The following is a 22,463-nucleotide window of genomic DNA, read 5'->3' on the forward strand; positions in this document are numbered from 1 at the left end:
TTTTCCAAGGTTGACGTTCCTGCGCGCGACCGACAGCTTCGGTCGACGGGCGGAGGCGACCGAACCGCCGGAAGGTAGCAGAGATGACCGCAGGGTTGGAGGCATCCGAGACCCGCAATGCACCGGATCGCGCGATCGATGCCGAGGCCGTCGCGGCGGTGCGGGCCTGGGCCCGACGCGATCGCCGTGCCCTGACGGTGATGGGCGGGCTCGCCGGCGTGGTGATCGTCAACACCTTCCTGCAGACCCGGCTGAACGACTGGCAGGGCCTGTTCTACGACGCGCTGGAGCGGCGCGATGCGGCGTCCTTCGTCAACGAACTCCTGCATTTCCTGGCGCTTGCCGGCATGCTGCTGGTGCTCGTCGTGTCGCAGACCTGGCTGGTGGAGCGGCTGAAGATCGCCCTGCGCCGGATCATCACCGACGACCTGCTCGACCTCTGGCTGGTCCCGAAACGGGCCTATCTGCTCGCCTTCGCCGGTGAGGTCGGCGCCAATCCGGATCAGCGCATCCAGGACGATGCCCGCCGCATCGCCGAACTGACCGCCGATCTCGGCACCAGCCTGCTCCAGGCGATCCTGCTGCTCCTGACCTTCGTCGGCGTGCTTTGGGGCCTGTCGCGCCAGGTCGGCTTTCCGGTCGGCGGCGAAGTCCTGTATGTGCCCGGCTCGATGGTCTGGTGTGCGGTCGCCTTCTCGGCCTTCGGCTCCGGTCTCGCCTGGCTGATCGGCCGGCCGCTGGTGCGCTCCAATGCCGAGCGCTACGAGCGGGAGGCGGAACTGCGGCTGGCCCTGGTCCGGGTCGAGGAATCGGCGGAGGGCATCACGCTCTATGGCGGCGAGGCCGACGAGCGGCGCACGCTCGCGCGCCATTTCGAGGCCGTGACCGACGCCATGGGCCGCCTCGCCCGCCAGGTCGCCAACCTCACCTGGGCGACATCGGGCTATGGCTGGCTGGCCCTGGTCGTGCCGGTGATCGCGGCCGCGCCGGGCTATTTTTCCGGGACGCTGACGCTCGGCGGCCTGATGATGGTGGTCGGCGCCTTCAATCAGGTGCAGAGCTCGCTGCGCTGGCTGGTCGACAATGCGCCCCGGCTCGCCGACTGGATGGCCACGCTGCAGCGCATTCTGGCGCTGCGCGGCGCCCTGGTGAAGCCGGCGGGCCGCAACGGCGGGCGGGGCCATATCCGGATCGAGGAGACCGAGGACCCCAGTCTGGTGCTCGACCATCTGGAACTGTCGCTGCCCGGCGGCACGGCCGGGCTGGCAGGTGCACCCGTCGAGACGGTGACGCCCGGCGAGCATGTGCTCATCGTGGGCGATCCGAATGCCGGCAAGAGCATGGCCTTTCTGGCTCTGGCCGGGCTTTGGACGCTCGGGTCGGGGACGATCCGCATGCCGCCGCGCAGCCGCTGCCTGTTCCTGCCGGAGCGGCCTTACCTGCCGGTCGGGCGCCTTGCCGCCGCGCTCGCCTATCCGCGCGAGCCGGAGGAGTTCGAAGCCGCCGGCCTTGCCGCCGCGCTGGATGTGGTCGGCCTCGGCCATCTGGCCGCCCGGTTGGCGGAGGAGGGGCGCTGGAGCCGCATCCTGCCGCTCGACGAGCAGCAGGTGCTGGCCTTCGCCCGGGCGATGCTGCACAAGCCCGACTGGCTCTTCCTCGACGACGCCATGAGCGCGCTCGACGAGGAGCAGATCCGGCGGCTACATGCCACGCTGGCGCGCCACCTGCCGAATACGGCGGTGGTCGGGACCGGCCGCAAGCCGGACGGATCGGGCTTTTTCGAACGAATCGTCCGGATCCGGCGCCTCACCTGAACGGGCGGTGTTACGATGTCGGGCGCTCTCCGGGACGTGATCGCGGCGGACTCGACGCGGGGCGTTGCGCACGTGAAAATTGCCCAAAATCTGATTCCGGGTTGACCACGACCCGTTTCCGATCTTCGTCTGTTGCCGAACGCACACAATCGCGATCCGAAAATCGACCGAATTGTCGCTCTGGCTGTTACGGTTCGGTCGAACGAATAACGTATCTTCGAGTGCCGGGGGCCTCGGCGAATCCGGCAGGGAGCGAACTATGGCGTGGAAATCGTTTTTGGAGGAAGAGCGACGAGAGTCGTTCCGCCGCGTTGCGGGTTCGGCGCGGCGTCTGGCCTGCGCAGCCCTGGTCGGCTGCGGTCTTTTCGCGGTCGCGGCTGCCGTGCCTGCGCCGGCGCAGGCCCAGAGCGCCGAAGCGAGCGAAGGCGCCCTTCGCAGCTTCAACGGCAACTGGTCCGGCTCGGGAACGGCCCAGAATGCCCAGGGGACCGCGGAGCGGCTGCGCTGCGAGGCGTCCTATCGGGTCGTGCCTGCCGGCGATTCGATGCAGCTGTCGATCCAGTGCAACAGCGACAACTACAAGTTTTCCCTGCGCTGTTCGATCGAGTACAATGACGGCGCCGTCACCGGCAAATGGATGGAGACCACCCGCAACGTCGAGGGTGTGATCACCGGCCGCGGGCAGGCCGGCGAGATCAAGGCCGCCGCCCAGGGGGCCCAGTTCTCGGCCTCGCTCTATATCCAGACGCGCGGCCGCACGCAGAACGTGACCATCCGTTCGCCCGGGACGGAGCTGACGCAGATCAGCATCACGTTTAACCGGAAGGGGTAAGGCCATCGCCAGCCTGATCGCCGGTCATCGGAGGCCGGCATGCTCGCGGCATGACGGCGCTCGCGCGAGGGGGCGTCGGTGACTGCTGGAACCCTTGAAATTCGCCGCGACGGCGAACGCATCGATCTCGTTGCCGCGGGATCGTGGACGGCTTCCCATGCGCATGCGCTGGAAGGTCTGGTCGAGACCGCCGAGAAGGCCGGTCCCGGCCCGCGACAGGTCGATCTTGCCGGGCTCGGCGAGATGGACACCTTCGGCGCCTGGCTGGTCCAACGTCTCGTGCGCAGCGGAGGCGGCGACGGCGAAGCGTCGATCGTCGGCGTGCGCGAGAGCTATCGGGACCTGCTCTCCCGCGTCGCGGCGACCAACCGCCGGACGCCGCGACGGCGGACATCCGAAACCGGGTTCGGAGGATGGCTGCGCTCGATCGGGCGCTCGGTCGAGGGGCTGGGCGGCGAACTGACCACCTTCGTGCAGATGCTCGGGGCGGTCGCCGTCGCGATCGTCCGGACGCTCGCGCATCCGCGCAGCTTCCGGTTGACCTCGTTCGTCAACCAGCTCGACCGGGTCGGCCTCAGGGCCGTGCCGATCATCCTCCTGGTCACGGTGCTGATCGGCGGGATCATCGCCCAACAGGGCTTCTTCCATTTCCGGAAATTCGGCGCCGACGACTATGTCGTCGACATGGTCGGCATCCTGGTGCTGCGCGAGATCGGCGTCCTGATCGTGGCCATCATGGTGGCCGGCCGTTCGGGCAGTTCCTACACGGCCGAGCTCGGCTCGATGAAGATGCGCGAGGAGATCGACGCGCTGCAGACCATGGGGCGCGATCCGGTGCAGGTGCTGATCCTGCCGCGCATCGCCGCGCTCGTCGTGGCCCTGCCGATCCTCGCCTTCCTCGGGTCGATGGCGGCGCTCTATGGCGGTCTGCTGGTCGCCTGGGGCTATGGCGGGATGGACCAGCTGATCTATCTGGCGCGCCTGCGCGAGGCGGTCTCGCTGACCCATTTCGATGTCGGCATGATCAAGGCGCCGTTCATGGCCCTGGTGATCGGCATCGTCGCCTGTTCGGAGGGGATGCGGGTCAAGGGCAGCGCGGAATCGCTCGGCCTGCAGACGACCGTCTCGGTGGTCAAGTCGATCTTCCTGGTGATCGTGCTCGACGGCTTCTTCGCCATCTTCTTCGCTTCGATCGGGATGTGAGCCCATGACCCTCGGCGGAGCGAACCCGGCCATCTCAGTGCGCGACCTCGTCGTCGGCTTCGGCGATCACACGGTGCTGGACCGACTGTCGCTCGACGTGCGCAGCGGCGAGATCCTCGGCGTGGTCGGGGCGTCGGGCGGCGGCAAGTCGGTCTTCCTGCGCACCATGATCGGCCTCGTGCCGAAGCGGTCGGGCCAGGTCGTGCTGCTCGGAACCGATCTCGACCGGGCATCGGACGCGGACCTGCGCGGCCTGGAACGGCGCTGGGGCGTTCTGTTCCAGCATGGCGCCCTGTTCTCGTCGCTGACCGTCCGGCAGAACGTCCAGTTCCCGATGCGCGAATATCTCGGCATTTCGCAGCGCCTGATGGACGAGGTGACGCTCGCCAAGCTGGAGATGGTCGGGCTCGGTCCGGACGATCTCGACAAGTTCCCTTCGGAACTCTCCGGCGGCATGACCAAGCGCGTCGCGCTCGCCCGCGCGCTGGCGCTCGATCCCGAGATCGTCTTCCTCGACGAGCCGACCTCCGGGCTGGACCCGATCTCGGCCGGCGAGTTCGACGAACTGATCCGGACCTTGCAGACGACCCTGAAGCTCACCGTCTTCATGGTCACGCATGATCTCGACAGCCTGCGCACGATCTGCGATCGCATCGCCGTGCTGTCGGACGGGCGCATCGTCACGGTCGGGCCGCTGGCCGCCATGTACGAGAGCGATCATCCCTGGGTGAAATCCTATTTCGGCGGCGAGCGGGCAAGCCTGCACTTCTCCGCTGCCGCCGCGACCGAGGTCTGACCATGGAAACGCAAGCCCGCTACGGGATCATCGGCGCCTTCACGCTGGCGGTGATCGGTGCCGCCTTCCTGTTCGTGTTCTGGCTGCACACGACCGGCGGCGTCGGGGCGGAGAGCCAGTATCGGCTGCGCTTCTCGGGCTCGGTCGTGGGCCTGCGCGCCGGCTCCTCGGTGATGTTCAACGGCATCAAGGTCGGCGAGGTCAAGTCGCTGCAATACGACCCGTCCGATCCGCTCAAGATCGACGTTCTGATCGGGGTGGCGACCGCGACGCCGATCCGGACCGATACCCGCGTCGTCGTCGAGACCCAGGGCCTGATGGGCTCGCCCGCCATCCTGCTCGGCAGCGGCACTTCCACCGCCCTCCTGCCGCCCGGCCCGGGCGGCACGCCGCCGCTGCTCGAAGTCGGCGCGGCGGCGAGCGAGACCCTGACGCAGTCGGCGCTCGGCGTGCTCAGGCGCATGGACAAGCTGCTGGCGGACAATTCCGAGCCGTTCAGCAACATCGTCAACAAGATCTCGGTCTTCTCGGATGCCCTCGGGCGCAATGCCGGGCGCATCGATACCATCGCCGAAAGCCTCGACAAGATGCTCGGCGGCGGCAAGGACAAGAAGCCGGCGGTGGTCTACGACCTGGCGGCGCCGAAGAGCTTCGCCGAACTGAAGAAGCCGCCGGCGGCGAAGTTCGCTGTGCTGGAGCCGAGCGCGCTGGTGGTGTTCGACACGCAGAAGATCCTGCTCAGCACCAAGCCGAACGAGCGCATGCCGCTGGCCGACGGCCAGCTCAGCGACAGTCTGCCGAGGCTGCTGCAGGCCAAGCTGGTCGAGAGCTTCGAGAATGCCGGCTATCTCGGGCATGTCCAGAAGGGCAACGATGCCGGCACTGCCGATCTGTCGATGCAGGTCGACATCCGCAACTTCCAGGTCGCGACCGAAGGCAAGCCGACGGCGGTGATCGAACTCTCCGTCAAGCTGCAGAGCGGCGAGGGGCAGGTCGTCGCCGCCCGGATCTTCCGCTCCGAGGCGCCGGCCGAATCCGCCGAGCCGGAACCGGCCGCGAAGGGGCTGAGCGACGCCTTCGGCAAGCTGGTCGGCGATCTGGTGGTGTGGGTCAACGAGGCCGGCTGAACGGCGGATCGCCGATCGGCGCGCGGCCCGGGCATCGGGCCGGCGCGCCGTTCGGGCATTCCGGGGCAGCGGCCGGGCGTTCGGATTTCGGGCCGGCGCGGTCTCGCATCGGCGTCGAATCCGCGCTATCAATCCTCTGAGGAATAGAACCCCGCAACGGGGACGTTCACGGAGGAGACCCGATGGCCCAACCCTATACCGGCATGTATCCGATCGCCCCGACGCCGTTCCACGACAATGGCGATCTCGATCTCGACGGCATGCGCCGCGTCATCGATTGCATGGTCGACCAGGGCGTCGACGGCATCTGCATCCTGGCCAATTTCTCCGAACAGTTCCTGCTGACCGACGACGAGCGGTCGATCCTGCTGGCGACCTGCATGGAGCAGGTTGCCGGCCGGGTGCCGGTGATCGTCACCTGCAGCCATTTCTCGACCCGGATCGCGGCGGCGCGGTCGAAGGCGGCGGCCGAGGCCGGGGCGGCGATGATCATGCTGATGCCGCCCTATCACGGCGCCACGCTGCGCGCCGACGAAAGCGCCGTCATCGAGCATTTCGCCCGCATCGCCGATGCCTGCGGCATCCCCCTGATGCTGCAGGACGCGCCGCTTTCCGGCGTCACGCTGTCGGCGGCCGCGATGGTGCGCATCGCCGAGGCGGTACCGCTGATGCAGTATTACAAGATCGAGTGCCCGGGTGCGGCCGCCAAGCTCCGGACGCTGATCGCGCTCGGCGGCCAGGCGATCGTCGGGCCGTTCGACGGCGAGGAATCCATCACCCTGATGGCCGATCTCGACGCCGGCGCGACCGGCACCATGGCGAGCGCGCTGCTGCCCGACCTGATCCGCCCGGTCGTGATCGCCCATCGGGAGGGCCGCCGCGACGAGGCGCGGCAGCTCTATGCGCGCATCCTGCCGCTGATCAACTACGAGAACCGGCAGTGCGGCCTGCGCGCCTGCAAGGCGGTGATGATGGAGGGCGGCGTGATCCGCTCCGACGCGGTGCGCCACCCGCTCGAGCCGCTGCATCCGGCGACCCGGGCCGGCCTCCTGGAACTGGCCCGCGAGGTCCAGCCGCTCGCCCTGACCTGGGGGCGCTGACCGCGCCGCCGGACCCTCCGGCCGGCGCGCCCTGCGCCGGCCTCCGCCCCGTGACCGATCGCCGCGCTGAGCGCTCTCTAAGAAGCCGGTGTGGCGGCCGGCGCCCGCGCGGGCCCGGAACGCGCCCGCGGGCGGCCTCGGGCGCCGAACTCTTAGAAATCGCACAGTCTTCGGCGCGTGCATCGCGCTTCGAAACCTGCAAGATCGGCACTCGACCGGACCGGAGACCTGACGGGATCCGACCGACCCGCCGGCCGGGAGAAGGCCGGATCGACCTCGGGAGAGACGCCGTGTTCCGCCTCAACACCATCCTTCTTGCCGCCGGCCTCGCCCTGGCGGGCGCGACCGCAGCGGTGCTGCCGCAGACGGCGCAGGCCGCCGGCGATCTCATGAAAGGTCGCGAGATCCTGCCGGAGATCGTGCTCGGCGACGGCGCCGACAACGACTATGCGGTCGAGAACCGCGAGATCACCATCGAGACCGGCAAGGCCTACCGGCTTCAGATCACCTCCAAGAGCCCCAAGGAGATGAAGTTCCTGGCGCCGGAATTCTTCCGTAACATCTGGTGCGATCAGATCGTCATCAACGATCTCGAGGTCCACATGAATGGCGGGCCGGCCTGGCTCGAGTTCGACGACCAGGGAACGATCGAAGTCTCCTTCGTGGCCATCAAGACCGGCACCTACGAGTGGCGCATCGGTGGCCTGGAGCAGAAGGGCATGACCGGCAAGATCATCGTCAAGTGATCGGCCGGTGGAGCGCGGGCGGCATCGTCGGCCGGGGCTCCGGCAAACAAAACACTGAAATCAAAAGGGAAACGCAGATGTCGTCCATGCTTCGTCCCGCGCTCGTCGTCGCGGCCCTGCTGATCGCCTCCGGCCCGGCACTTGCCGCCGACGATCTCGCGTCCTGCACCAAGGGCATCACCTTCATCAAGGCCGAGATCGCCAAGAACCCGCCGGCGCCGGTCCTGACCCGCCTGAAGAAGGCCCTGAAGGACGCCAATCGCGAGCTCGGCGAGGGCGAGTTCGACGAGTGCATGGACGCCGTCCGCGACGCCGAGAAGGCGACCGGCCGCAAGAGCTGACCGATCCCCGGCGTAACGGCGCCGCGGCCCCGGCGTCGCGGCGCCGGGCGCATCGATCGACACGGCGCGCCGCCCGGCGGGCGGGCGCGGATTCGGACTCTACCGGCCCGGTCGCCTGTTCTTTCCGTGTCGCACGGGATGACCGGGCCGGACTTTTTGCTCGGCCCGGTTCTGGACGGAGCCCGGCCGGCGGCCCGCACCGGTCGGGCTTCGGACCGGACGCAGTCCCTGGCCGAACTCGGGGGGTGGACGGCCTTTTCCGGCAGCGGGCTTTTCGGGCCGCTGGCTTTTCGGAACGTTGGCCTTTCGGGCAGAAGGCGCGCGGCGCCGATGCCCGCGGACTGCGGAGCGGGCGCTCGGTCGCGCGCCGGTTTGGCCCCCGTGCCCTGCGGATCGCGCGTTCAGTCGCGCGCCGGTGCGGCGCCGGCGCCCTGCCGGATCGCCGCGACCGATATCGGCGCGCCGGTGCCGACGACGCCGTGCACCGCCTCCCAGAGCGTCGCGAAGTCGTCGATGATGCGATCCGGCGCGAAATCCGCGACCGGCACGTCGCTGTAGCCGAAGGTCACGGCGACCACCGGCACGCCGGCATTGCGCGCGGCCAGGATGTCGGCCCGGCTGTCGCCGATCATGACGCTGCGCTGCGGATCGCCCCCCGCCATGGCGATCGTGCCGATCAGATGGGCCGGATCGGGCTTGCGCACCGTGAAGGTGTCGCCGCCGCAGATGGCGTGGAACCGGTCGGTCAGGCCGAGCTCGCCGATCAGGCGGCGCGACAGGCTCTCCATCTTGTTGGTGCACACCGCCATCCGCCAACCTGCCGCCGCAAAGCGATCCATCGCGTCGAGCACGCCGGGAAAGGGCCGGCTCTCGGCCGCAATATTGGCGCTGTAGTGCTCCAGGAAATCGTCGAAGAGCCGGGCCAGCACCGCCTCCTCGACCTCGACGCCGTTCGCCCTGAGCCCCCGTTCCAGCATGACCCTTGCGCCCTGGCCGACCAGCGACCCGACCGCCGAAAAGGGCAGGGGACGATGGCCTTCCCGCACCAGCAGCGCGTTGAGCGTGGCCATCAGGTCGGCGGCGGTATCGACCAGGGTGCCGTCGAGGTCGAAGACGAGAAGGGGAGGCTGCCCGGTGTGCATCGAGGTCTGGCTTTCGAATCGGCAGGCCCGGCTCGGGCCGGGCAGCGTTGAAGCGGAGAATCGCGTCGATGGGTAGTCCCCGCATCCAATCCCGTCGCTTGCCGGCGGGCATCCTGGTCCTGGCCGGCGGCATGCTCGCAGCCGGGCCGGCGGCGGCCGAATATGTGTTCGCCTCGCCGTCGGTCAGCAACCAGAACCGGGTCTACTGGCTCGATCGCTATACCGGCACCGTTGGCGCGTGCCAGTACCAGGCCGGCGGCGGTCCCGCCGGTTCGATGGCCTGCTTCCCGCCGGGCGAGGGCGCGCGGGCGATGCCGTCGGGCGACTACGACCTGAAGGGCTCGAACTGGGAGACCGAATGGGGCGTCTTCCGCCTGAACCGGATGACCGGCGAGATCAGCCTCTGCTTCGTCAAGGAGGCCGAGGTCGTCTGCACCCCGCAGGCGATCGCCCGATGAGGCCTGCGGCGCCGCGGGACGGCGATGCCGGGTCCGGCAGCCGCCGGGATCGCGCGGCCGACCGCGGGATGCCGTCCCGGGCGGGGTTGTAAGCAGTCCTTTCATGTGGCTGGACTATCGTCCTGGAATCGAGACCGGACGCGCGACGCGGGGCTGTCGCCGCAGGTCCGCTTCCGAGCCTCGCGCGTTCGATCCCGGTCGAGCGTCCCGACCGCCCCGCCTGCCGTTCCTTCCGTATTGCGTCGGAGTGCCTTCGAAAATGTTCCCGATTCCCCGGCCGAAGCTGATTGCCAATACCTATGCGTTCGAGTCCGAGCCCATGGTCAAGCCGACCGGCTTCCGTGAGTATGATGCGCGCTGGCTGTTCGGGACCGAGCTCAACCTGATGGGCGTGCAGGCGCTCGGCATGGGGCTCGGCACCCTGCTTGGGCAATTGGGCATTCGGCGGGAAATCGTCACCGGACACGATTTCCGCAGCTATTCGGCCTCGATCAAGATGGCGCTGGTGACAGGCCTGATGGCGGCGGGCTGCCGGGTGCACGATATCGGGCTGGCCGTCACCCCGATGGCCTATTTCGCGCAGTTCGCGCTCGACGTGCCGGCCTGCGCGATGGTCACCGCCTCGCATAACGAGAATGGCTGGACCGGCGTCAAGATGGGCGCCAACCGCCCGCTCACTTTCGGGCCGGACGAGATGGGCCGGCTGAAGGAGATCGTGCTGAACGCCGACTTCGATCTCGCCGGCGGCGGTTCCTATGTCTTCGTCGCCGACCTGGCCGAGCGCTACATGCGCGACCTGACCGACCGGCCGAAGATCACGCGGCCGCTCAAGGTGGTGGCGGCCTGCGGCAACGGCACGGCCGGCGCCTTCGCGCCGCAGGTCCTGGAGGCGATCGGCTGCGAGGTGGTGCCGCTCGACACCGAGCTCGACCATTCCTTTCCGCGCTACAATCCCAATCCGGAAGACCTGAAGATGCTCCACGCCATCCGCGATGCGGTGCTGGAGCATGGCGCCGATGTCGGCCTCGGCTTCGACGGCGACGGCGACCGCTGCGGCGTCATCGACGACACCGGCGACGAGATTTTCGCCGACAAGGTCGGCGTCATGCTGGCGCGCGACCTGTCGGGTCTGCACCGCCAAGCGACCTTCGTGGTCGACGTGAAGTCGACCGGTCTCTACATGACCGACCCCGTCCTGAAGGCCAACGGCGCGACCACCGACTACTGGAAGACCGGGCATTCCTACATCAAGCGGCGGGTGAACGAACTCGGCGCCGTCGCCGGCTTCGAGAAGTCGGGCCATTACTTCTTCAATGCGCCGATCGGCCGGGGCTACGACGACGGGTTGGTCTCGGCGATCGCGATCATCGACATGCTCGACCGCAACCCGACCCGGCGCATGTCGGAGCTGAAGGGCGCCATCGCCAAGACCTGGTCGTCGCCGACCATGTCGCCGCATTGCGCCGACGAAGTGAAGTATGACGTGGCCCGGCGGGTCGTCGCCCGCTTCGAGGCGATGCGCGCGGCCGGCGAGCCGGTCGCCGGCCAGCCGATCACCGATCTGGTCACCGTCAACGGCGTCCGCGTCACCACGGCCGACGGGACATGGGGCCTGGTGCGGGCCTCGTCGAACAAGCCGGAACTGGTGGTGGTGGTCGAAAGCCCGGTCTCCGAGGCGCGCATGCACGAAATCTTCCGCGCCGTCGATGCCGTGCTGCGCGAGAATCCGGAAGTCGGCGCCTACAATCAGTCCCTCTGAACGGAGCTCCCCCATGGTGGCAGCGATCATTCCCGTCATCCTGTGCGGCGGCTCCGGCTCGCGGCTCTGGCCGGCCTCGCGCGACAGTTTTCCGAAGCAGTTCCTGACCCTGGTCGGATCGGACTCGCTGTTCCAGGCGACGGTCCGCCGGGTGGCCGGCGCCGGCTACGGCGCGCCGATCGTGATCACCGGCGCCGACTATCGCTTCCTGGTCGCCGAGCAGATGCGCGCGCTCGGCATCGAAGGCGACATCGTGCTGGAGCCCTTGCGGCGGGACAGTTGCGCGGCGATCGCGGCGGCGGCGGAAATCGCGCTGCGGCGCGATCCCGCGGCGCTGGTCCTGGTGCTCGCCGCCGACCATGCCATTCCGGACGCGGCCTCCTTCCGGGCCCATGTCGAGCGTGGCCGGGTCGCCGCGGAGGCGGGCCGGATCGTGACCTTCGGCATCCGTCCGGACCGGCCGGCGACCGGCTACGGCTATATCCGGCCCGGCTCGCCGGTCGAGGGTGCTGAGGGCGTCAACGCCATCGCGGCCTTCGTCGAGAAGCCGGATCTGGCGACCGCCGAGCGCTACCTCGCCGACGGCTATCTTTGGAACTCCGGCAATTTCCTGTTCTCCGCCCGCGTCTTCCTGGACGAACTGGCGCGGCTGGCGCCGACCATCGCCGGCCCGGTCCGCGAGGCCGTGCAGAAGGCGTCGCGCGATCTCGATTTCCTGCGGCTCGACGGCGAGAGCTTCGGTCAGGCGACGGCGAAATCGGTCGACTATGCGGTGATGGAGAAGACCGACCGCGCCGCAGTGGTGCCGTCGGACTTCGCCTGGTCGGATATCGGCGCCTGGTCGGCGATCTGGGACCTCGCCGAAAAGGATGCCGACGGCAATGCGGCGTCCGGGGAGGCCGTCTTCGTCGGCGCGCGCAACTGCTATGTCGGGTCGCCGGACCTGCTGACCGCGGTGATCGGCCTCGACGACGTGGTCGTCGTGACCACCAAGGACGCGGTCCTGGTGACGGCACGCGACCGTGCCGAGGAGGTCAAGGCGGTGGTGCAGCAGCTGACCGCGGCCCGCCGCCGCGAGGCGACCGAGCACCGCATGTCCTACCGGCCCTGGGGCAATTTCGAATCGATCGACCGCGGCACGCGCTATCAGGTCAAGCGGATCACGGTCCATCCCGGCGGCAAGCTCTCGCTGCAAAGCCATCTGCACCGCTCGGAGCATTGGGTGGTCGTGTCCGGCACCGCGCAGGTCACCGTCGGCGACGATGTCCGCCTGCTGACCGAGAACCAGTCGATCTATATCCCGCTCGGCGCCGTGCACCGGCTGGAGAATCCCGGGCACATCCCGCTGGAGATCATCGAGGTCCAGTCCGGGCCCTATCTCGGCGAGGACGACATCCGCCGCTACGAGGACGACTACAAGCGGGTCTGAGCGGCCGGCTCACGCCGGCCAAGCGGGTCCGAGCGGGCGGTTCACGGCCGGCCAAGCGGGTCTGAGGGGCCAGCTCACGCCGGCCAAGCGAGTCTCAGCGGCCGGCGCACGCCGGCGGCAGGATGACGGCGGTCAGAGCGCCGTCTCCTCGATCTTGCGGGCCTGCGCCATCAGCCCGAGAACGATGCCGCCCGCGATGACGCCGAAGCCGATGAACACCCAGATGTCGAGCGGTTCGCCGAAGACCCAATAGCCGATCACGGCGATCAGGGGCACGCGCAGGAAGTCGAGCGGCATGACCAGCAGCGCCTCGCCCAGATGCAAGGCCCGCGACAGGCACAGCTGCGAGAGCAGGCCGGAGACGGCCAGCGTCAGGCAGGCCAGCAGGCCATGGCTGTCGAGGGCGGCGAAGCCCGGCTGGGCTGCCGGCCAGAAGGCGCTGCCGACCGCGTTCAGGGTCAGCTGAATCACCATCATCCAGAACAGGATGGCGAAGGTCGTCTCGGTGCGGGTCAGTCGCCGGGTCAACAGCACCGACAGCCCGAAGCCGAGGGCGGCGCAGAGCGGCAGCAGCGCGGTGGCGTCGAAGGTCGACGGCGACGGACGCAGGATGATCAAGACGCCGATGATGCAGGCGAAGACGCCGACCATCGTCATGCGGCCGATCTTCTCGCCGAGGATCGGGAAGGCGAGCAGGGCCGCCCAGGCCGGTGCGGTGAATTCCAGCGAGAAGACCGTGGCCAGCGGCAGCAGGCCGATCGACACGGTCCAGAAGACGCCCGCCGAGGCGTGGGCGACGTTGCGCGGGATATGCCGGTAGGCCCGGCGGATATCCAGCCCGCGCGCCAGGGCAGGGCGGATCGCGAGCGCACCGAGGAGCAGCAGAAGGCCCCCGCCGGTGCGGACGATGTTGATCTGCAGCGGCGGCAGGGTTCCCGACAGGACACGGATCGAAAGGGCCGCGCCCACGAATGCCAGGAGAGCGCCCGCCATCAGGGCGGCGACGGCTACGATCGGGGATGCCTTGGCCGTATCTGTCGTCACCCCCGCGTCGTCCTCCGCCGGTTTCAGACGGCCGACAATGCCCTGTCGAGGATCGCCATCCGCATGAACTTCGAGAGGCGAACCTGCTCGAAATACCGTGCGTTGTCCAGGTCGTCGCATGATGGATCGATCTCGTCCTGGCGGGGCAATGGGTGGTAGAGCAGCGCCGAGGAGTTGAGCCGGTCGATCTTCTCCTGGGTGATCACATGGCTGTCCGGCGTCCGGCGCGGCGACACATAATCGGTGTTCGGCGCTTCGCCAATATCCGACATGTCGTAGGGCGCCATCATGATCGCGTCGCAGCCGGTCAAGGCGTCGTTCACGTCGCTGATCTGGCGGAACCGGATCTGGTGGCGGGTGAAGGTCTCGATCAGGTCCTCCGGCACCGGCACATGCGACGGCGGGCAGAAGACGATCTCGGTCGGGTGCTCGTGGCGCAGCAGCTGCACCAGCGAGCGGACCGTCCGGCCGCGCGGATCCCCGCCGATCGCGATCGACCGGCCCCGGATCCGGCCGAGGCCGCGGCGCAGGGCGAAGATGTCGATCAGCGCCTGGCTGGGATGCTCGTTCCAGCCGTCGCCGGCATTGATCACCGGCACGCGCGACTTCGCCGCCATGCGCGCCGCCGCGCCGTTCTCGAAATGGCGGACGACGATCGCATCGCACAGATTGGAGAAGACGGCCGCGCAATCCTCGAGCGTCTCGCCGCTGCGCTTGTTCGAGCGCGAGGCGGTCATGTCCTCGATGCCGATGGCGTGGGAGCCGAGCGCCACGGTCGCGACCTGGAAGCCGACGCGGGTGCGCGTGCTCGGCTGGAAGAACAGCAGGGCGACGGCCCGTCCCGCAGCCCGCCCGATCGGCCCGATGCCGGTTTCGAAGGCCTCCGCCATTTCGCAATAGCGGTCGATATCGTCGCCGTCGATCGTCGCTGCCGAGAGCATATGGTGGGAAGGATGTCGGGAATCCTGGCGCGCACGGTGGGAGCCCGCCCCCGAATACATGAATGCCATGGTGTCGGCCTCTTGGTCGGGTCCGCCGCCGCACGGGCGAACCTTCAAGGGGATTTAACCAAAGGGTCAGGCCGATCGGAACATGATTAACGATTCGTTACCGCGATATATGGAAATGTGGTTAAAAAACAGAGTTAATTACGCATAGTCATAGGGAGAACTGCGTAGGAAACGGCGCCGTTTCGCTGGATGGCGGGGTGCGGGGCGGCCGGTCAGGCGGCCGAATGCGCGTTCACCGCACCGCTGCGGCGCGGCGGCCGGGAGGTGGGCTGGATCGGCGCATTGATGGTCTCGCGCAGACGCTCGGCGGAGAGCGGGCGCGAGAAGAGATAGCCCTGGACGGCATTCACGCCGAGGCGCGACGCGGAATCGAGCTGTTCGGCCGTTTCGATCCCCTCGGCGACCAGTTCCATCCGCAGGTCGCGGGTGATCTGCACGACGCCGCGGACGATGGCCGCCGACCGGCGCGACCCGACCAGGTTGCGCGAGAAGACCCGATCCAGCTTCAGCTTCGAGAACGGGAATTCGTGCAGATAGCCGAGCGAGGAGAAGCCGGTGCCGAAATCGTCGAGCGCCACGCCGATCTGCTGGCGGCGCAGGGCCGAGATCAGCGACAGCGCCTCCTCGGCATCCTCGATCAGCACGCTTTCGGTGACCTCGAGTTCCAGCCGGTAGGCGGCGAGACCGGTCGCGGCCAGACACTGCAGAACCGTCTCGATCAACGCCTCGCCGTCCTTGAACTGAACCGGCGACAGGTTGACGGCGACATTGATGTCGGAGCGCCAGAAGGTCGCTTCCCGGCAGGCCTCGCGGATGACCCAGGCGCCGATCGGCACGATCAGCCCGGTGGCTTCGGCGAGCGGAATGAAGACCGACGGCGGAATCACGCCGCGGCGCGGGTGGTTCCAGCGCAGCAGCGCCTCGCAGCAGACGGTCCGGCCGTCGCTCGGATTGACGATCGGCTGATAGACCAGCTCGAACTGGTTCTCCTCCATCGCCACCTGGAGATCGGCAAGCAGCTCCATGCGCTCGTGATAGACGGCGGAGAACTGCGCCTCGTAGCCGACCACGCTGCCGGCGGACCGGCGCTTGGCGGCATAGAGCGCCAGATCGGCGTGGCGCATCAATTCGTCGAGATAGCTTCCGTCGCGCGGCGCGACCGCATAGCCGATGCTCGCCCCGCAGGTGACCCGCGTCAGGTCGAGCAGGATGGGCTTGCCCAGGCAGTCCGCCACCCGCTGGGCGGTGGCGGCGATGCCGGCGGGGGTGTCGGCTTCCGCCAGCACCAGGAACTCGTCGCCGCCGATGCGGGAAATGCAGTCCTCGGCGCCGAGGATGGTGCGCAGGCGTTCGGCGGTCTCCAGCAGCACCTTGTCGCCGGCCGGATGGCCGAGCGTGTCGTTCACGTCCTTGAAGCGGTCGAGATCGATCGCCAGGAGACCGAGGCAGCGCGACGGATCCAGGCTGCCGAGGGCCTGCTCGAGCCGTTCGAAAAAGGCCGAGCGGTTGAGGAGACCGGTCAGAGGATCGCGCAGCGCCAGCCGCTCGAGCTTGGCCTGGGCGCGATGGCGCGAGACGATCGTGTCGTAGACCTTCCGGCACATCACGATCGTGCTCGCATAGAGCGCGCAGATCATGGCGCCGAGGGCGAGGTGCACCAGGTCGCCGGCCAGGACCAGGGCGCCGACGAACGGAAAGCAGGTCGCCGAGATCTGGCCGACGGTGATCAGCGGCCGGCTGGCATTGCGCGACGAGATGCCGGCCACATAGGCGATGACGCAGCATCCGACCAGAAATTCCGCCGGGGTGCCGGCATGCTTGAGCGAGGCATAGCCCCCCGACAGGCCGACCACGGCCGCGAAGCCCCAGGCGCCCGCCAGCGCCGCCAGCTCCCAGCGTCGCGTCGCGACCCGGTCGGCCGGATTCTGCGGGCTGCGGATATAGGCGACGTTGGCGATGACCCGGGCGATGCCGATCGCCAGGAAGGCCGCGAGAAACAGCCGGAACACGCCGTCGCCGCTGATGTCGGCGGCGACCTCCACGACGACGAGCGCCACCAGGGTGGCGACCAGCATCGATTTCGGCGTTGCATAGAGAGCGGCGACAAGACTGAATCGCAATGCGGCTTCCGCTTGCGATTCTTCTCGCCCCCAATCCTCGATCGGTCTGAACGACCTCAATGCCTCTCTCCACGCGGAACAATCCAGGCAGAGGCAACATCTCATCGGTCAGTGAATAATTCGTCATCGAAACAGTCAAAATTGAAAATCGGAGGTTTTATAGACGTCTCGACGCGGAAGGCGTTACGTGTCGAGATACTGCCCTGGGTCGGTGGTCGACTTGGCGGCTGCGCGGAATACAAGCATATCGAAAAAATATGCCCGCAGTGGTGGTGGTTGCGTCGGCGTGGTGTCAGGATATTGACAGACGGCCTTCCGCTGGCGATGGGCTCGGTCTAGTTTCCCGATCCGCGGCGTATGGTGCCCGGGGTTCGGCGGATGGACCGCCGAGAGGTCGAGTGCGTCGAAGTCGGATAGCCAAGAGGTTGTTGCGTGTCCCGGCCCCTTTACATCGTGCCCAAACGATATGGCGACGAACGCGGTTGGTTTTCGGAGACCTGGAACGAGCGGGACTTTGGGCAGGCCGGCGTGACGACGCGCTTCGTGCAGGACAACCAGTCCCTGTCGCGGCGCGCCGGCACGATCCGCGGCCTTCATTTCCAGGCGCCGCCCTTTGCCCAGGCCAAGCTGGTCCGGGTTCTGGCGGGCGCGATCCTCGATGTCGTCGTCGACATCCGGGCCGGTTCGCCGACCTATGGCCGCTTCGAGGCGGTGCGGCTGACCGCCGAGGGCGGCGAACAGCTGTTCGTCCCGGCCGGCTTCGCCCATGGTTTCGTCACCCTGGAGCCGGACAGCATCGTCTTCTACAAGGTCGACGCCTACTATGACCGCGCGTCCGACGGCGGCGTCTTTTTCGGCGATCCGGCGATCGGGATCGACTGGGGCATCGGCGCGGACGACGCCACCGTGTCCGACCGCGACCGCGCCCTGCCGCCGCTGGCGGCGTTGAAAAGTCCGTTCGCTTATGACGGGGAGCCGCTCGGCCCGATCCGGCCGGCGTGAACGAGAGGTCCGGTTCGAGCCGGGCGAGGGGAACCATGCGCATCATCGTGACCGGCGGCGCCGGTTTTATCGGATCCGCCGTGATCCGCCACCTGATCGGCGATCTCGGGCTGTCGGTGGTCAATGTCGACAAGCTGACCTATGCGGCCAACCTGGCCTCGGTCGCCGCCGTGTCCGACCGGCCCGGCTACGCCTTCGTCCACGCCGACATCACCGACCGGGCCGCCATGGACGCGGTCTTCCGCCGCTTCGCACCCGACGCGGTGATCAATCTGGCGGCCGAGAGCCATGTCGACCGGTCGATCGATGCCCCGGACGCCTTCCTGACCACCAATGTCCTCGGCACCGCCACGCTGATGCAGGCGGCGCGGTCCTGGCTCGACGGGGAGGGGCGCGACAAGGCCGACCGCTTCCGTTTCCTCCAGGTCTCCACCGACGAGGTCTACGGCTCGCTCGGCGAGACCGGCCTCTTCACCGAGGAGACCCCCTACGACCCGTCCTCGCCCTATTCGGCCAGCAAGGCGGCCGCCGATCACCTCGCCATGGCCTGGCACCGCACCTACGGCTTTCCGGCGCTGGTCTCCAACTGCTCGAACAATTACGGGCCGTATCACTTCCCCGAGAAACTGATCCCGCTGATCATCCTGAACGCGCTCGACGGCAAGCCGCTGCCGGTCTATGGCGACGGCCGCCAGGTGCGCGACTGGCTCTATGTCGAGGATCACGCCCGCGGGCTGGTCACGATCCTGACCGAGGGCCGGCCCGGCCGGAAATACAATGTCGGCGGCGGCAACGAGCGCACCAATATCGAGGTCGTGCGGGCCATCTGCGCCGTGCTCGACCGGCTGAAGCCGGGCGCGGCGCCGCATGACCGCCTGATCCGCCACGTCGCCGACCGGCCGGGTCACGACCGGCGCTATGCGATCGACGCCGGCCGGATCGAGGCCGAACTCGGCTGGCGCGCCGCGGTCGATTTCGAGACCGGCATCGAACGGACGGTCGCCTGGTATCTGGACCGGCGCGACTGGTGGGAGCCGATCCGCAGCGGCGTCTATCAGGGCGGTCGGCTCGGCCTGGCGGCGGCCCGATGACGCTTCGGCTGTTCGTCACCGGGGCGACCGGACAGGTCGCCACCGCGCTCACCGAAGCCGGGCCGCGGCGCGGGCTGACCGTGACGGCGATCGGGCGGCCGGACCTCGATCTGGAGACCGCCGACGCGGACGCGGTGACGCGGCTGATCGAAGCCTCGGGCGCCGATGTCGTGGTGTCGGCGGCCGCCTACACGGCGGTCGACCGCGCCGAGAGCGAGCCGGACCGGGCCTTCAGGATCAATCGCGACGGCGCGGCGGCCGTCGCGCGCGCCGCGGCCCGTCTCGGCCTGCCGCTCCTGCATCTCTCCACCGACTATGTCTTCGACGGCAGCAAGCCGGAGCCCTATCGGGAGAGCGACCCGACCGCGCCGCTCGGCGTCTACGGCCGCTCCAAGCGGGACGGGGAGCTCGCCGTGCTGGAGGCGCATCCGTCCGCGCTGGTGCTGCGCACGGCCTGGGTCTACGGCCCGACGGGGGCGAACTTCCTGCGCACCATGCTGCGGCTGGCCGGCGAGCGCGAGCGCCTGCGCGTGGTCGACGACCAGATCGGCAATCCGACCTCGGCCCTCGACATCGCCGAGGCGCTGATCGATCTCGCGCTCAAGGCGACCGCACCGGCGGATACGCCGGCGATCGGGGCCGGAGCCCCGAAACGAGTCCAATCGCCCGCCATGGGTGGCATTTTCCATATGACGGCCGCCGGCGAAACCAGCTGGTGCGGCTTCGCGCGCGCCATCATGGCAGGGTCAGCCGCGCGCGGTGCGCGCGCCGTGCCGGTCGATGCGATCGGCACGGCCGACTATCCGACCCCGGCGCGCCGTCCCGCCAATTCCCGGCTCGACTGCAGCCGGCTCGCCGAGCATTGGGCCGTCCGTCTGCCGGACTGGCGGCACGGTCTCGGCACCGTCCTCGACCGGCTGCTGCCGCCCCTGTCTTCGAAGGAAACGAGATCGCCATCATGAAAGGCATCATTCTGGCCGGCGGCCGCGGCACCCGGCTCTATCCGATCACGCGCGCGGTCTCCAAGCAGCTGCTGCCGATCTACGACAAGCCGATGATCTACTATCCGCTGTCGGTGCTGATGCTCGCCGGCATCCGGGAGTTCCTCCTGATCACCACGCCGGAGGCGCTGCCGCTCTACCGGGCGGTGATCGGCGACGGGCGCGACTGGGGCATCACGATCGACTATGCGCCGCAGCCGGAGCCGGAGGGCCTCGCCCAGGCCTTCCTGATCGGCGCGGATTTCTGCGCCGGCGGTCCGGTCGCCCTGGCGCTCGGCGACAACATCTTCTACGGCGCCGGGCTGACCGGCGTGCTGCGCCAGGCGGCCGAACTGCAGAAGGGCGCGGTGGTCTTCGCCTATCCGGTCGCCGATGCCGGCGCCTTCGGGGTGGTCGAGGTCGACCGGACCGGCCGGGCGATCTCGATCGAGGAGAAGCCGGCCAAGCCGAAATCCAACCTCGCCGTGACCGGCCTCTACTTCTACGACGCGGACGTGGTCGACATCGCCCGCGCGGTGAAGCCCTCGGCGCGCGGCGAACTGGAGATCACCTCGGTCAACGAGGCCTATATGCGGCGCGGCGACCTGTCGGTGGTGCAGCTGCCGCGCGGGACCGCCTGGCTCGATACCGGCACGCCGACCAGCCTGCTCGAGGCGTCCCAGTTCGTGCATACGGTCGAGACCCGTCAGGGCTTCAAGATCGCCTGCCTCGAGGAGATCGCCTGGCGCAACGGCTTCATCACCACCGACGCCCTGCTCGCCCTGGCGGCCGACTACAAGAACGAATACGGCCGCTACCTGCAGACCCTGGTGGCGTCCCAGGCCTGACGCCGCCGGCGCCCCCGCTGGCCCCCCCCCCCCCGCGGGCCCCCTCTGCGTCGCCGGGATGCCCTCCGGTGCGCGCGCCTCGCGTGAGCCGGGGCGCCCGGCGTGACGGACCGTCCGGCGCGACAGGAACCCCCAGCCGCCCGGGAGCCTGCCTAAGCCCGCCCGCCCGCGGGCCGTCCGGCGCCCGCAGCCGCCCGCCGGTCTTCCAAAGCCTGCCCGCCCGCGGGTCGGCCAGTGCCGACCCGCCAGAATGGTAAACCGACCGTATCGACCGGTCGGCCGATGCGCGATTCAGCATCTGATTACCCAAACGATCGAAACCGTTCCGATATTCAAAGTCGTCAACCCGATCTTTTTGGCTGCTCAGGCACTCTCTCGTCAGAAATAACGGGGGATGACATGAAAATTCCGTTTATTGCGACCGCGATGGCCGGCTTCTTGGTCGGTTTTGCTTCTCAGCCGAGTGACGCGCATTTCTCGACGGTGTTCGGCCCGCTGAGGGCGGTTCTGGCCGGCGCGGAACCGACGCCGAGCGCCGCCGGCGGCCCGCTCTGCCGCATGGAAGCCATCGACCGCGCCGCGGTGCAGATGGATGAGATCGTCCGCCTGCAGCCGGTCGACTGAGCGAGGCCCGATCGGAGCGGCCCGCTCCGATCCTCCGATCCGAAGAATGCGCGGGCGCACGAGACCGCGCGGAGCCTCGGCCGGCTCCTTCGGAGCAACCGACGGTCCGCTTGGATGGCCGCGAAGGCCGTCGCCGACGCGCCCGGCGCCCGGTCGGGTCCGCCGCGAGCCGGGGCGGCCGCACGTGACGGGCGGGATCGTTCGACCGCCACCCTCTGGCCAGACCCGCAAGCCTGTGGAAAACTCCGGAAAGCGGCGGCGCGCCTGGAGATTCGGGTCGGGCCCCGCCTGCCCATGAAGATTTTTTGACGACCCGTGTTGACACCCCGGGGTGATGGGCTTAGAACCAGGCTCACCAACGAGGGCGGCGGCGCTGCACACGGCAGCGGGCTTCGCCCTGGTGACGGTCCTGGCGGTCTGGAAAGACCGGTTGGGAACGGGCTTCGCAAGGCGAGAGCGATCTCAGTCAATGTGGAAGCGGTCAGCCCCGAGAGAGACGGGGACGATATTGCGCCTCTGGTTGCCCGTGAGGGTGACGCCCTGAGGGGATCGTCCGGAAGGACGATGGAGGCCTGGTCCCGCGACGGGTTCGCCGGACGGGCGTGAGCCGGGATCAAGTCCCGGCAACGACTGAGCCTGATGTGCTTCAGTCGTGTTCATTGACAAGATGGATCGAAGAAAGAGAAACGTGGACGGCGTGGTCCTTGCGGGGATGCCTGAGAAGGCATCTTGTGATGAGACTACGGCGGTACACGTTGATGGTCGGGCCCTTCGGGGCCTGGCACCTAGACCTTGAGAAAGGTTTGGGACCTCGTCGATGTGCGACCAATAAGCCGTGATCAAATCTTGATGAAACCTGAGAGTTTGATCCTGGCTCAGAACGAACGCTGGCGGCAGGCCTAACACATGCAAGTCGAGCGCCTCGCAAGAGGAGCGGCAGACGGGTGAGTAACGCGTGGGAAACTACCCTTTGGTACGGAACAACTCGGCGAAAGCT

The 22,463-nt window shown here is 68.4% G+C and carries 20 protein-coding genes and 1 other annotated feature (1 of these 21 only partly in view); of the genes, 16 read left to right on the forward strand and 4 right to left on the reverse strand.

What is annotated here, in order from left to right; translation table 11 throughout:
• The first annotated feature begins 83 nt into the window (after positions 1 to 83).
• The 8 genes from ABB55_RS22325 (at position 84) to ABB55_RS22360 (ending at position 7,959) form a co-directional block, all read left to right on the forward strand.
• Complete coding sequence (locus ABB55_RS22325; protein ID WP_083463851.1) at positions 84 to 1,814, forward strand: ABC transporter ATP-binding protein/permease; 1,731 nt, start codon at positions 84 to 86, stop codon at positions 1,812 to 1,814.
• Positions 1,815 to 2,073: 259 nt separating this feature from the next.
• The gene (locus ABB55_RS22330; protein ID WP_152982142.1) at positions 2,074 to 2,646 is read left to right on the forward strand and encodes a hypothetical protein; all 573 of its coding nucleotides are present in this window, start codon (positions 2,074 to 2,076) and stop codon (positions 2,644 to 2,646) included.
• Positions 2,647 to 2,724: 78 nt separating this feature from the next.
• A complete protein-coding gene (locus ABB55_RS22335) occupies positions 2,725 to 3,849 on the forward strand; it encodes an ABC transporter permease (protein ID WP_054360793.1) in 1,125 nt (374 codons plus the stop codon).
• Positions 3,850 to 3,853: 4 nt separating this feature from the next.
• Positions 3,854 to 4,645 carry an ABC transporter ATP-binding protein gene (locus ABB55_RS22340; protein ID WP_054360794.1) on the forward strand — a complete coding sequence of 264 codons (792 nt, stop codon included), beginning with the start codon at positions 3,854 to 3,856 and terminating at the stop codon, positions 4,643 to 4,645.
• 2 nt (positions 4,646 to 4,647) lie between these two features.
• A complete protein-coding gene (locus ABB55_RS22345; RefSeq protein WP_054360795.1) occupies positions 4,648 to 5,772 on the forward strand; it encodes an ABC-type transport auxiliary lipoprotein family protein in 1,125 nt (374 codons plus the stop codon).
• 182 nt (positions 5,773 to 5,954) lie between these two features.
• Positions 5,955 to 6,872, forward strand: a complete 918-nt coding sequence (locus ABB55_RS22350; protein WP_054360796.1) for a dihydrodipicolinate synthase family protein — start codon at positions 5,955 to 5,957, stop codon at positions 6,870 to 6,872.
• A gap of 290 nt (positions 6,873 to 7,162) precedes the next feature.
• Positions 7,163 to 7,618 (forward strand): cupredoxin domain-containing protein, encoded by a 456-nt coding sequence (locus tag ABB55_RS22355; RefSeq protein WP_244472098.1) that lies wholly within the window; start codon positions 7,163 to 7,165, stop codon positions 7,616 to 7,618.
• A gap of 86 nt (positions 7,619 to 7,704) precedes the next feature.
• Positions 7,705 to 7,959: a hypothetical protein gene (locus ABB55_RS22360; protein ID WP_054362235.1), complete on the forward strand. Its 255-nt coding sequence runs from the start codon at positions 7,705 to 7,707 to the stop codon at positions 7,957 to 7,959.
• 401 nt (positions 7,960 to 8,360) lie between these two features.
• Here the strand turns inward: ABB55_RS22360 and ABB55_RS22365 are convergent, their stop codons facing one another.
• Complete coding sequence (locus tag ABB55_RS22365; RefSeq protein WP_083463852.1) at positions 8,361 to 9,101, reverse strand: HAD family hydrolase; 741 nt, start codon at positions 9,099 to 9,101, stop codon at positions 8,361 to 8,363.
• Positions 9,102 to 9,169: 68 nt separating this feature from the next.
• Here ABB55_RS22365 and ABB55_RS22370 point away from each other — a divergent pair, with 68 nt between their 5' ends.
• The 3 genes from ABB55_RS22370 (at position 9,170) to ABB55_RS22380 (ending at position 12,747) form a co-directional block, all read left to right on the forward strand.
• Positions 9,170 to 9,559, forward strand: coding sequence for a hypothetical protein (locus ABB55_RS22370; protein WP_083463853.1), 390 nt, complete (start codon positions 9,170 to 9,172; stop codon positions 9,557 to 9,559).
• A gap of 259 nt (positions 9,560 to 9,818) precedes the next feature.
• Complete coding sequence (locus tag ABB55_RS22375) at positions 9,819 to 11,318, forward strand: phosphomannomutase/phosphoglucomutase (RefSeq protein WP_054360798.1); 1,500 nt, start codon at positions 9,819 to 9,821, stop codon at positions 11,316 to 11,318.
• Positions 11,319 to 11,331: 13 nt separating this feature from the next.
• Positions 11,332 to 12,747: a mannose-1-phosphate guanylyltransferase/mannose-6-phosphate isomerase gene (locus ABB55_RS22380; RefSeq protein ID WP_054360799.1), complete on the forward strand. Its 1,416-nt coding sequence runs from the start codon at positions 11,332 to 11,334 to the stop codon at positions 12,745 to 12,747.
• 132 nt (positions 12,748 to 12,879) lie between these two features.
• On the opposite strand, the gene ABB55_RS22385 is transcribed toward ABB55_RS22380, so the two are convergent.
• The 3 genes from ABB55_RS22385 to ABB55_RS22395 all read right to left on the reverse strand — a co-directional run bounded on the left by ABB55_RS22385 (position 12,880) and on the right by ABB55_RS22395 (position 16,921).
• On the reverse strand, positions 12,880 to 13,791 hold the full coding sequence (locus ABB55_RS22385; RefSeq protein WP_160321292.1) for a DMT family transporter: 912 nt from the start codon (positions 13,789 to 13,791) through the stop codon (positions 12,880 to 12,882).
• Between the two features lie 23 nt (positions 13,792 to 13,814).
• Positions 13,815 to 14,732 (reverse strand): aspartate/ornithine carbamoyltransferase family protein, encoded by a 918-nt coding sequence (locus ABB55_RS22390; protein WP_054360801.1) that lies wholly within the window; start codon positions 14,730 to 14,732, stop codon positions 13,815 to 13,817.
• Between the two features lie 281 nt (positions 14,733 to 15,013).
• Positions 15,014 to 16,921, reverse strand: coding sequence for a putative bifunctional diguanylate cyclase/phosphodiesterase (locus ABB55_RS22395; RefSeq protein ID WP_160321293.1), 1,908 nt, complete (start codon positions 16,919 to 16,921; stop codon positions 15,014 to 15,016).
• A 432-nt stretch (positions 16,922 to 17,353) separates the two neighbouring features.
• Between ABB55_RS22395 and rfbC the strand changes: the two genes are divergently transcribed.
• The 5 genes from rfbC to ABB55_RS29965 all read left to right on the forward strand — a co-directional run bounded on the left by rfbC (position 17,354) and on the right by ABB55_RS29965 (position 21,466).
• Positions 17,354 to 17,923: a dTDP-4-dehydrorhamnose 3,5-epimerase gene (gene rfbC, locus ABB55_RS22400; protein WP_054360803.1), complete on the forward strand. Its 570-nt coding sequence runs from the start codon at positions 17,354 to 17,356 to the stop codon at positions 17,921 to 17,923.
• 35 nt (positions 17,924 to 17,958) lie between these two features.
• Positions 17,959 to 19,014 carry a dTDP-glucose 4,6-dehydratase gene (rfbB, locus tag ABB55_RS22405; protein WP_054360804.1) on the forward strand — a complete coding sequence of 352 codons (1,056 nt, stop codon included), beginning with the start codon at positions 17,959 to 17,961 and terminating at the stop codon, positions 19,012 to 19,014.
• Entirely contained in the window at positions 19,011 to 19,976 is a 966-nt protein-coding gene (gene rfbD / locus ABB55_RS22410) for a dTDP-4-dehydrorhamnose reductase (protein WP_054360805.1), read from the forward strand. The genes rfbB and rfbD overlap by 4 nt, the downstream gene beginning before the upstream one ends.
• Complete coding sequence (gene rfbA / locus ABB55_RS22415) at positions 19,973 to 20,842, forward strand: glucose-1-phosphate thymidylyltransferase RfbA (protein ID WP_054360806.1); 870 nt, start codon at positions 19,973 to 19,975, stop codon at positions 20,840 to 20,842. The genes rfbD and rfbA overlap by 4 nt, the downstream gene beginning before the upstream one ends.
• A gap of 234 nt (positions 20,843 to 21,076) precedes the next feature.
• A complete protein-coding gene (locus tag ABB55_RS29965; RefSeq protein ID WP_152982144.1) occupies positions 21,077 to 21,466 on the forward strand; it encodes a hypothetical protein in 390 nt (129 codons plus the stop codon).
• A gap of 852 nt (positions 21,467 to 22,318) precedes the next feature.
• Positions 22,319 to 22,463: a sequence feature (16S ribosomal RNA rRNA prediction is too short), on the forward strand (it continues 720 nt past the right edge of the window).

Origin of the sequence: Prosthecodimorpha hirschii, assembly GCF_001305515.1 — a bacterium.
GTDB classification, from domain to species: Bacteria; Pseudomonadota; Alphaproteobacteria; order Rhizobiales; family Ancalomicrobiaceae; genus Prosthecodimorpha; species Prosthecodimorpha hirschii.

Bases quoted from the DNA above. Each gene is read 5' to 3' on its own strand.
- ABB55_RS22375 (WP_054360798.1), top strand. From the start codon at position 9,819: ATGTTCCCGATTCCCCGGCCGAAGCTGATTGCCAATACCTATGCGTTC.
- ABB55_RS22350 (WP_054360796.1), top strand. From the start codon at position 5,955: ATGGCCCAACCCTATACCGGCATGTATCCGATCGCCCCGACGCCGTTC.
- ABB55_RS22390 (WP_054360801.1), bottom strand. From the start codon at position 14,732: ATGCTCTCGGCAGCGACGATCGACGGCGACGATATCGACCGCTATTGC.
- ABB55_RS22380 (WP_054360799.1), top strand. From the start codon at position 11,332: ATGGTGGCAGCGATCATTCCCGTCATCCTGTGCGGCGGCTCCGGCTCG.
- ABB55_RS22370 (WP_083463853.1), top strand. From the start codon at position 9,170: ATGGGTAGTCCCCGCATCCAATCCCGTCGCTTGCCGGCGGGCATCCTG.
- ABB55_RS22325 (WP_083463851.1), top strand. From the start codon at position 84: ATGACCGCAGGGTTGGAGGCATCCGAGACCCGCAATGCACCGGATCGC.
- rfbD (WP_054360805.1), top strand. From the start codon at position 19,011: ATGACGCTTCGGCTGTTCGTCACCGGGGCGACCGGACAGGTCGCCACC.
- ABB55_RS22330 (WP_152982142.1), top strand. From the start codon at position 2,074: ATGGCGTGGAAATCGTTTTTGGAGGAAGAGCGACGAGAGTCGTTCCGC.
- ABB55_RS22345 (WP_054360795.1), top strand. From the start codon at position 4,648: ATGGAAACGCAAGCCCGCTACGGGATCATCGGCGCCTTCACGCTGGCG.
- ABB55_RS22365 (WP_083463852.1), bottom strand. From the start codon at position 9,101: ATGCACACCGGGCAGCCTCCCCTTCTCGTCTTCGACCTCGACGGCACC.
- rfbA (WP_054360806.1), top strand. From the start codon at position 19,973: ATGAAAGGCATCATTCTGGCCGGCGGCCGCGGCACCCGGCTCTATCCG.
- ABB55_RS22360 (WP_054362235.1), top strand. From the start codon at position 7,705: ATGCTTCGTCCCGCGCTCGTCGTCGCGGCCCTGCTGATCGCCTCCGGC.
- ABB55_RS22340 (WP_054360794.1), top strand. From the start codon at position 3,854: ATGACCCTCGGCGGAGCGAACCCGGCCATCTCAGTGCGCGACCTCGTC.
- rfbB (WP_054360804.1), top strand. From the start codon at position 17,959: ATGCGCATCATCGTGACCGGCGGCGCCGGTTTTATCGGATCCGCCGTG.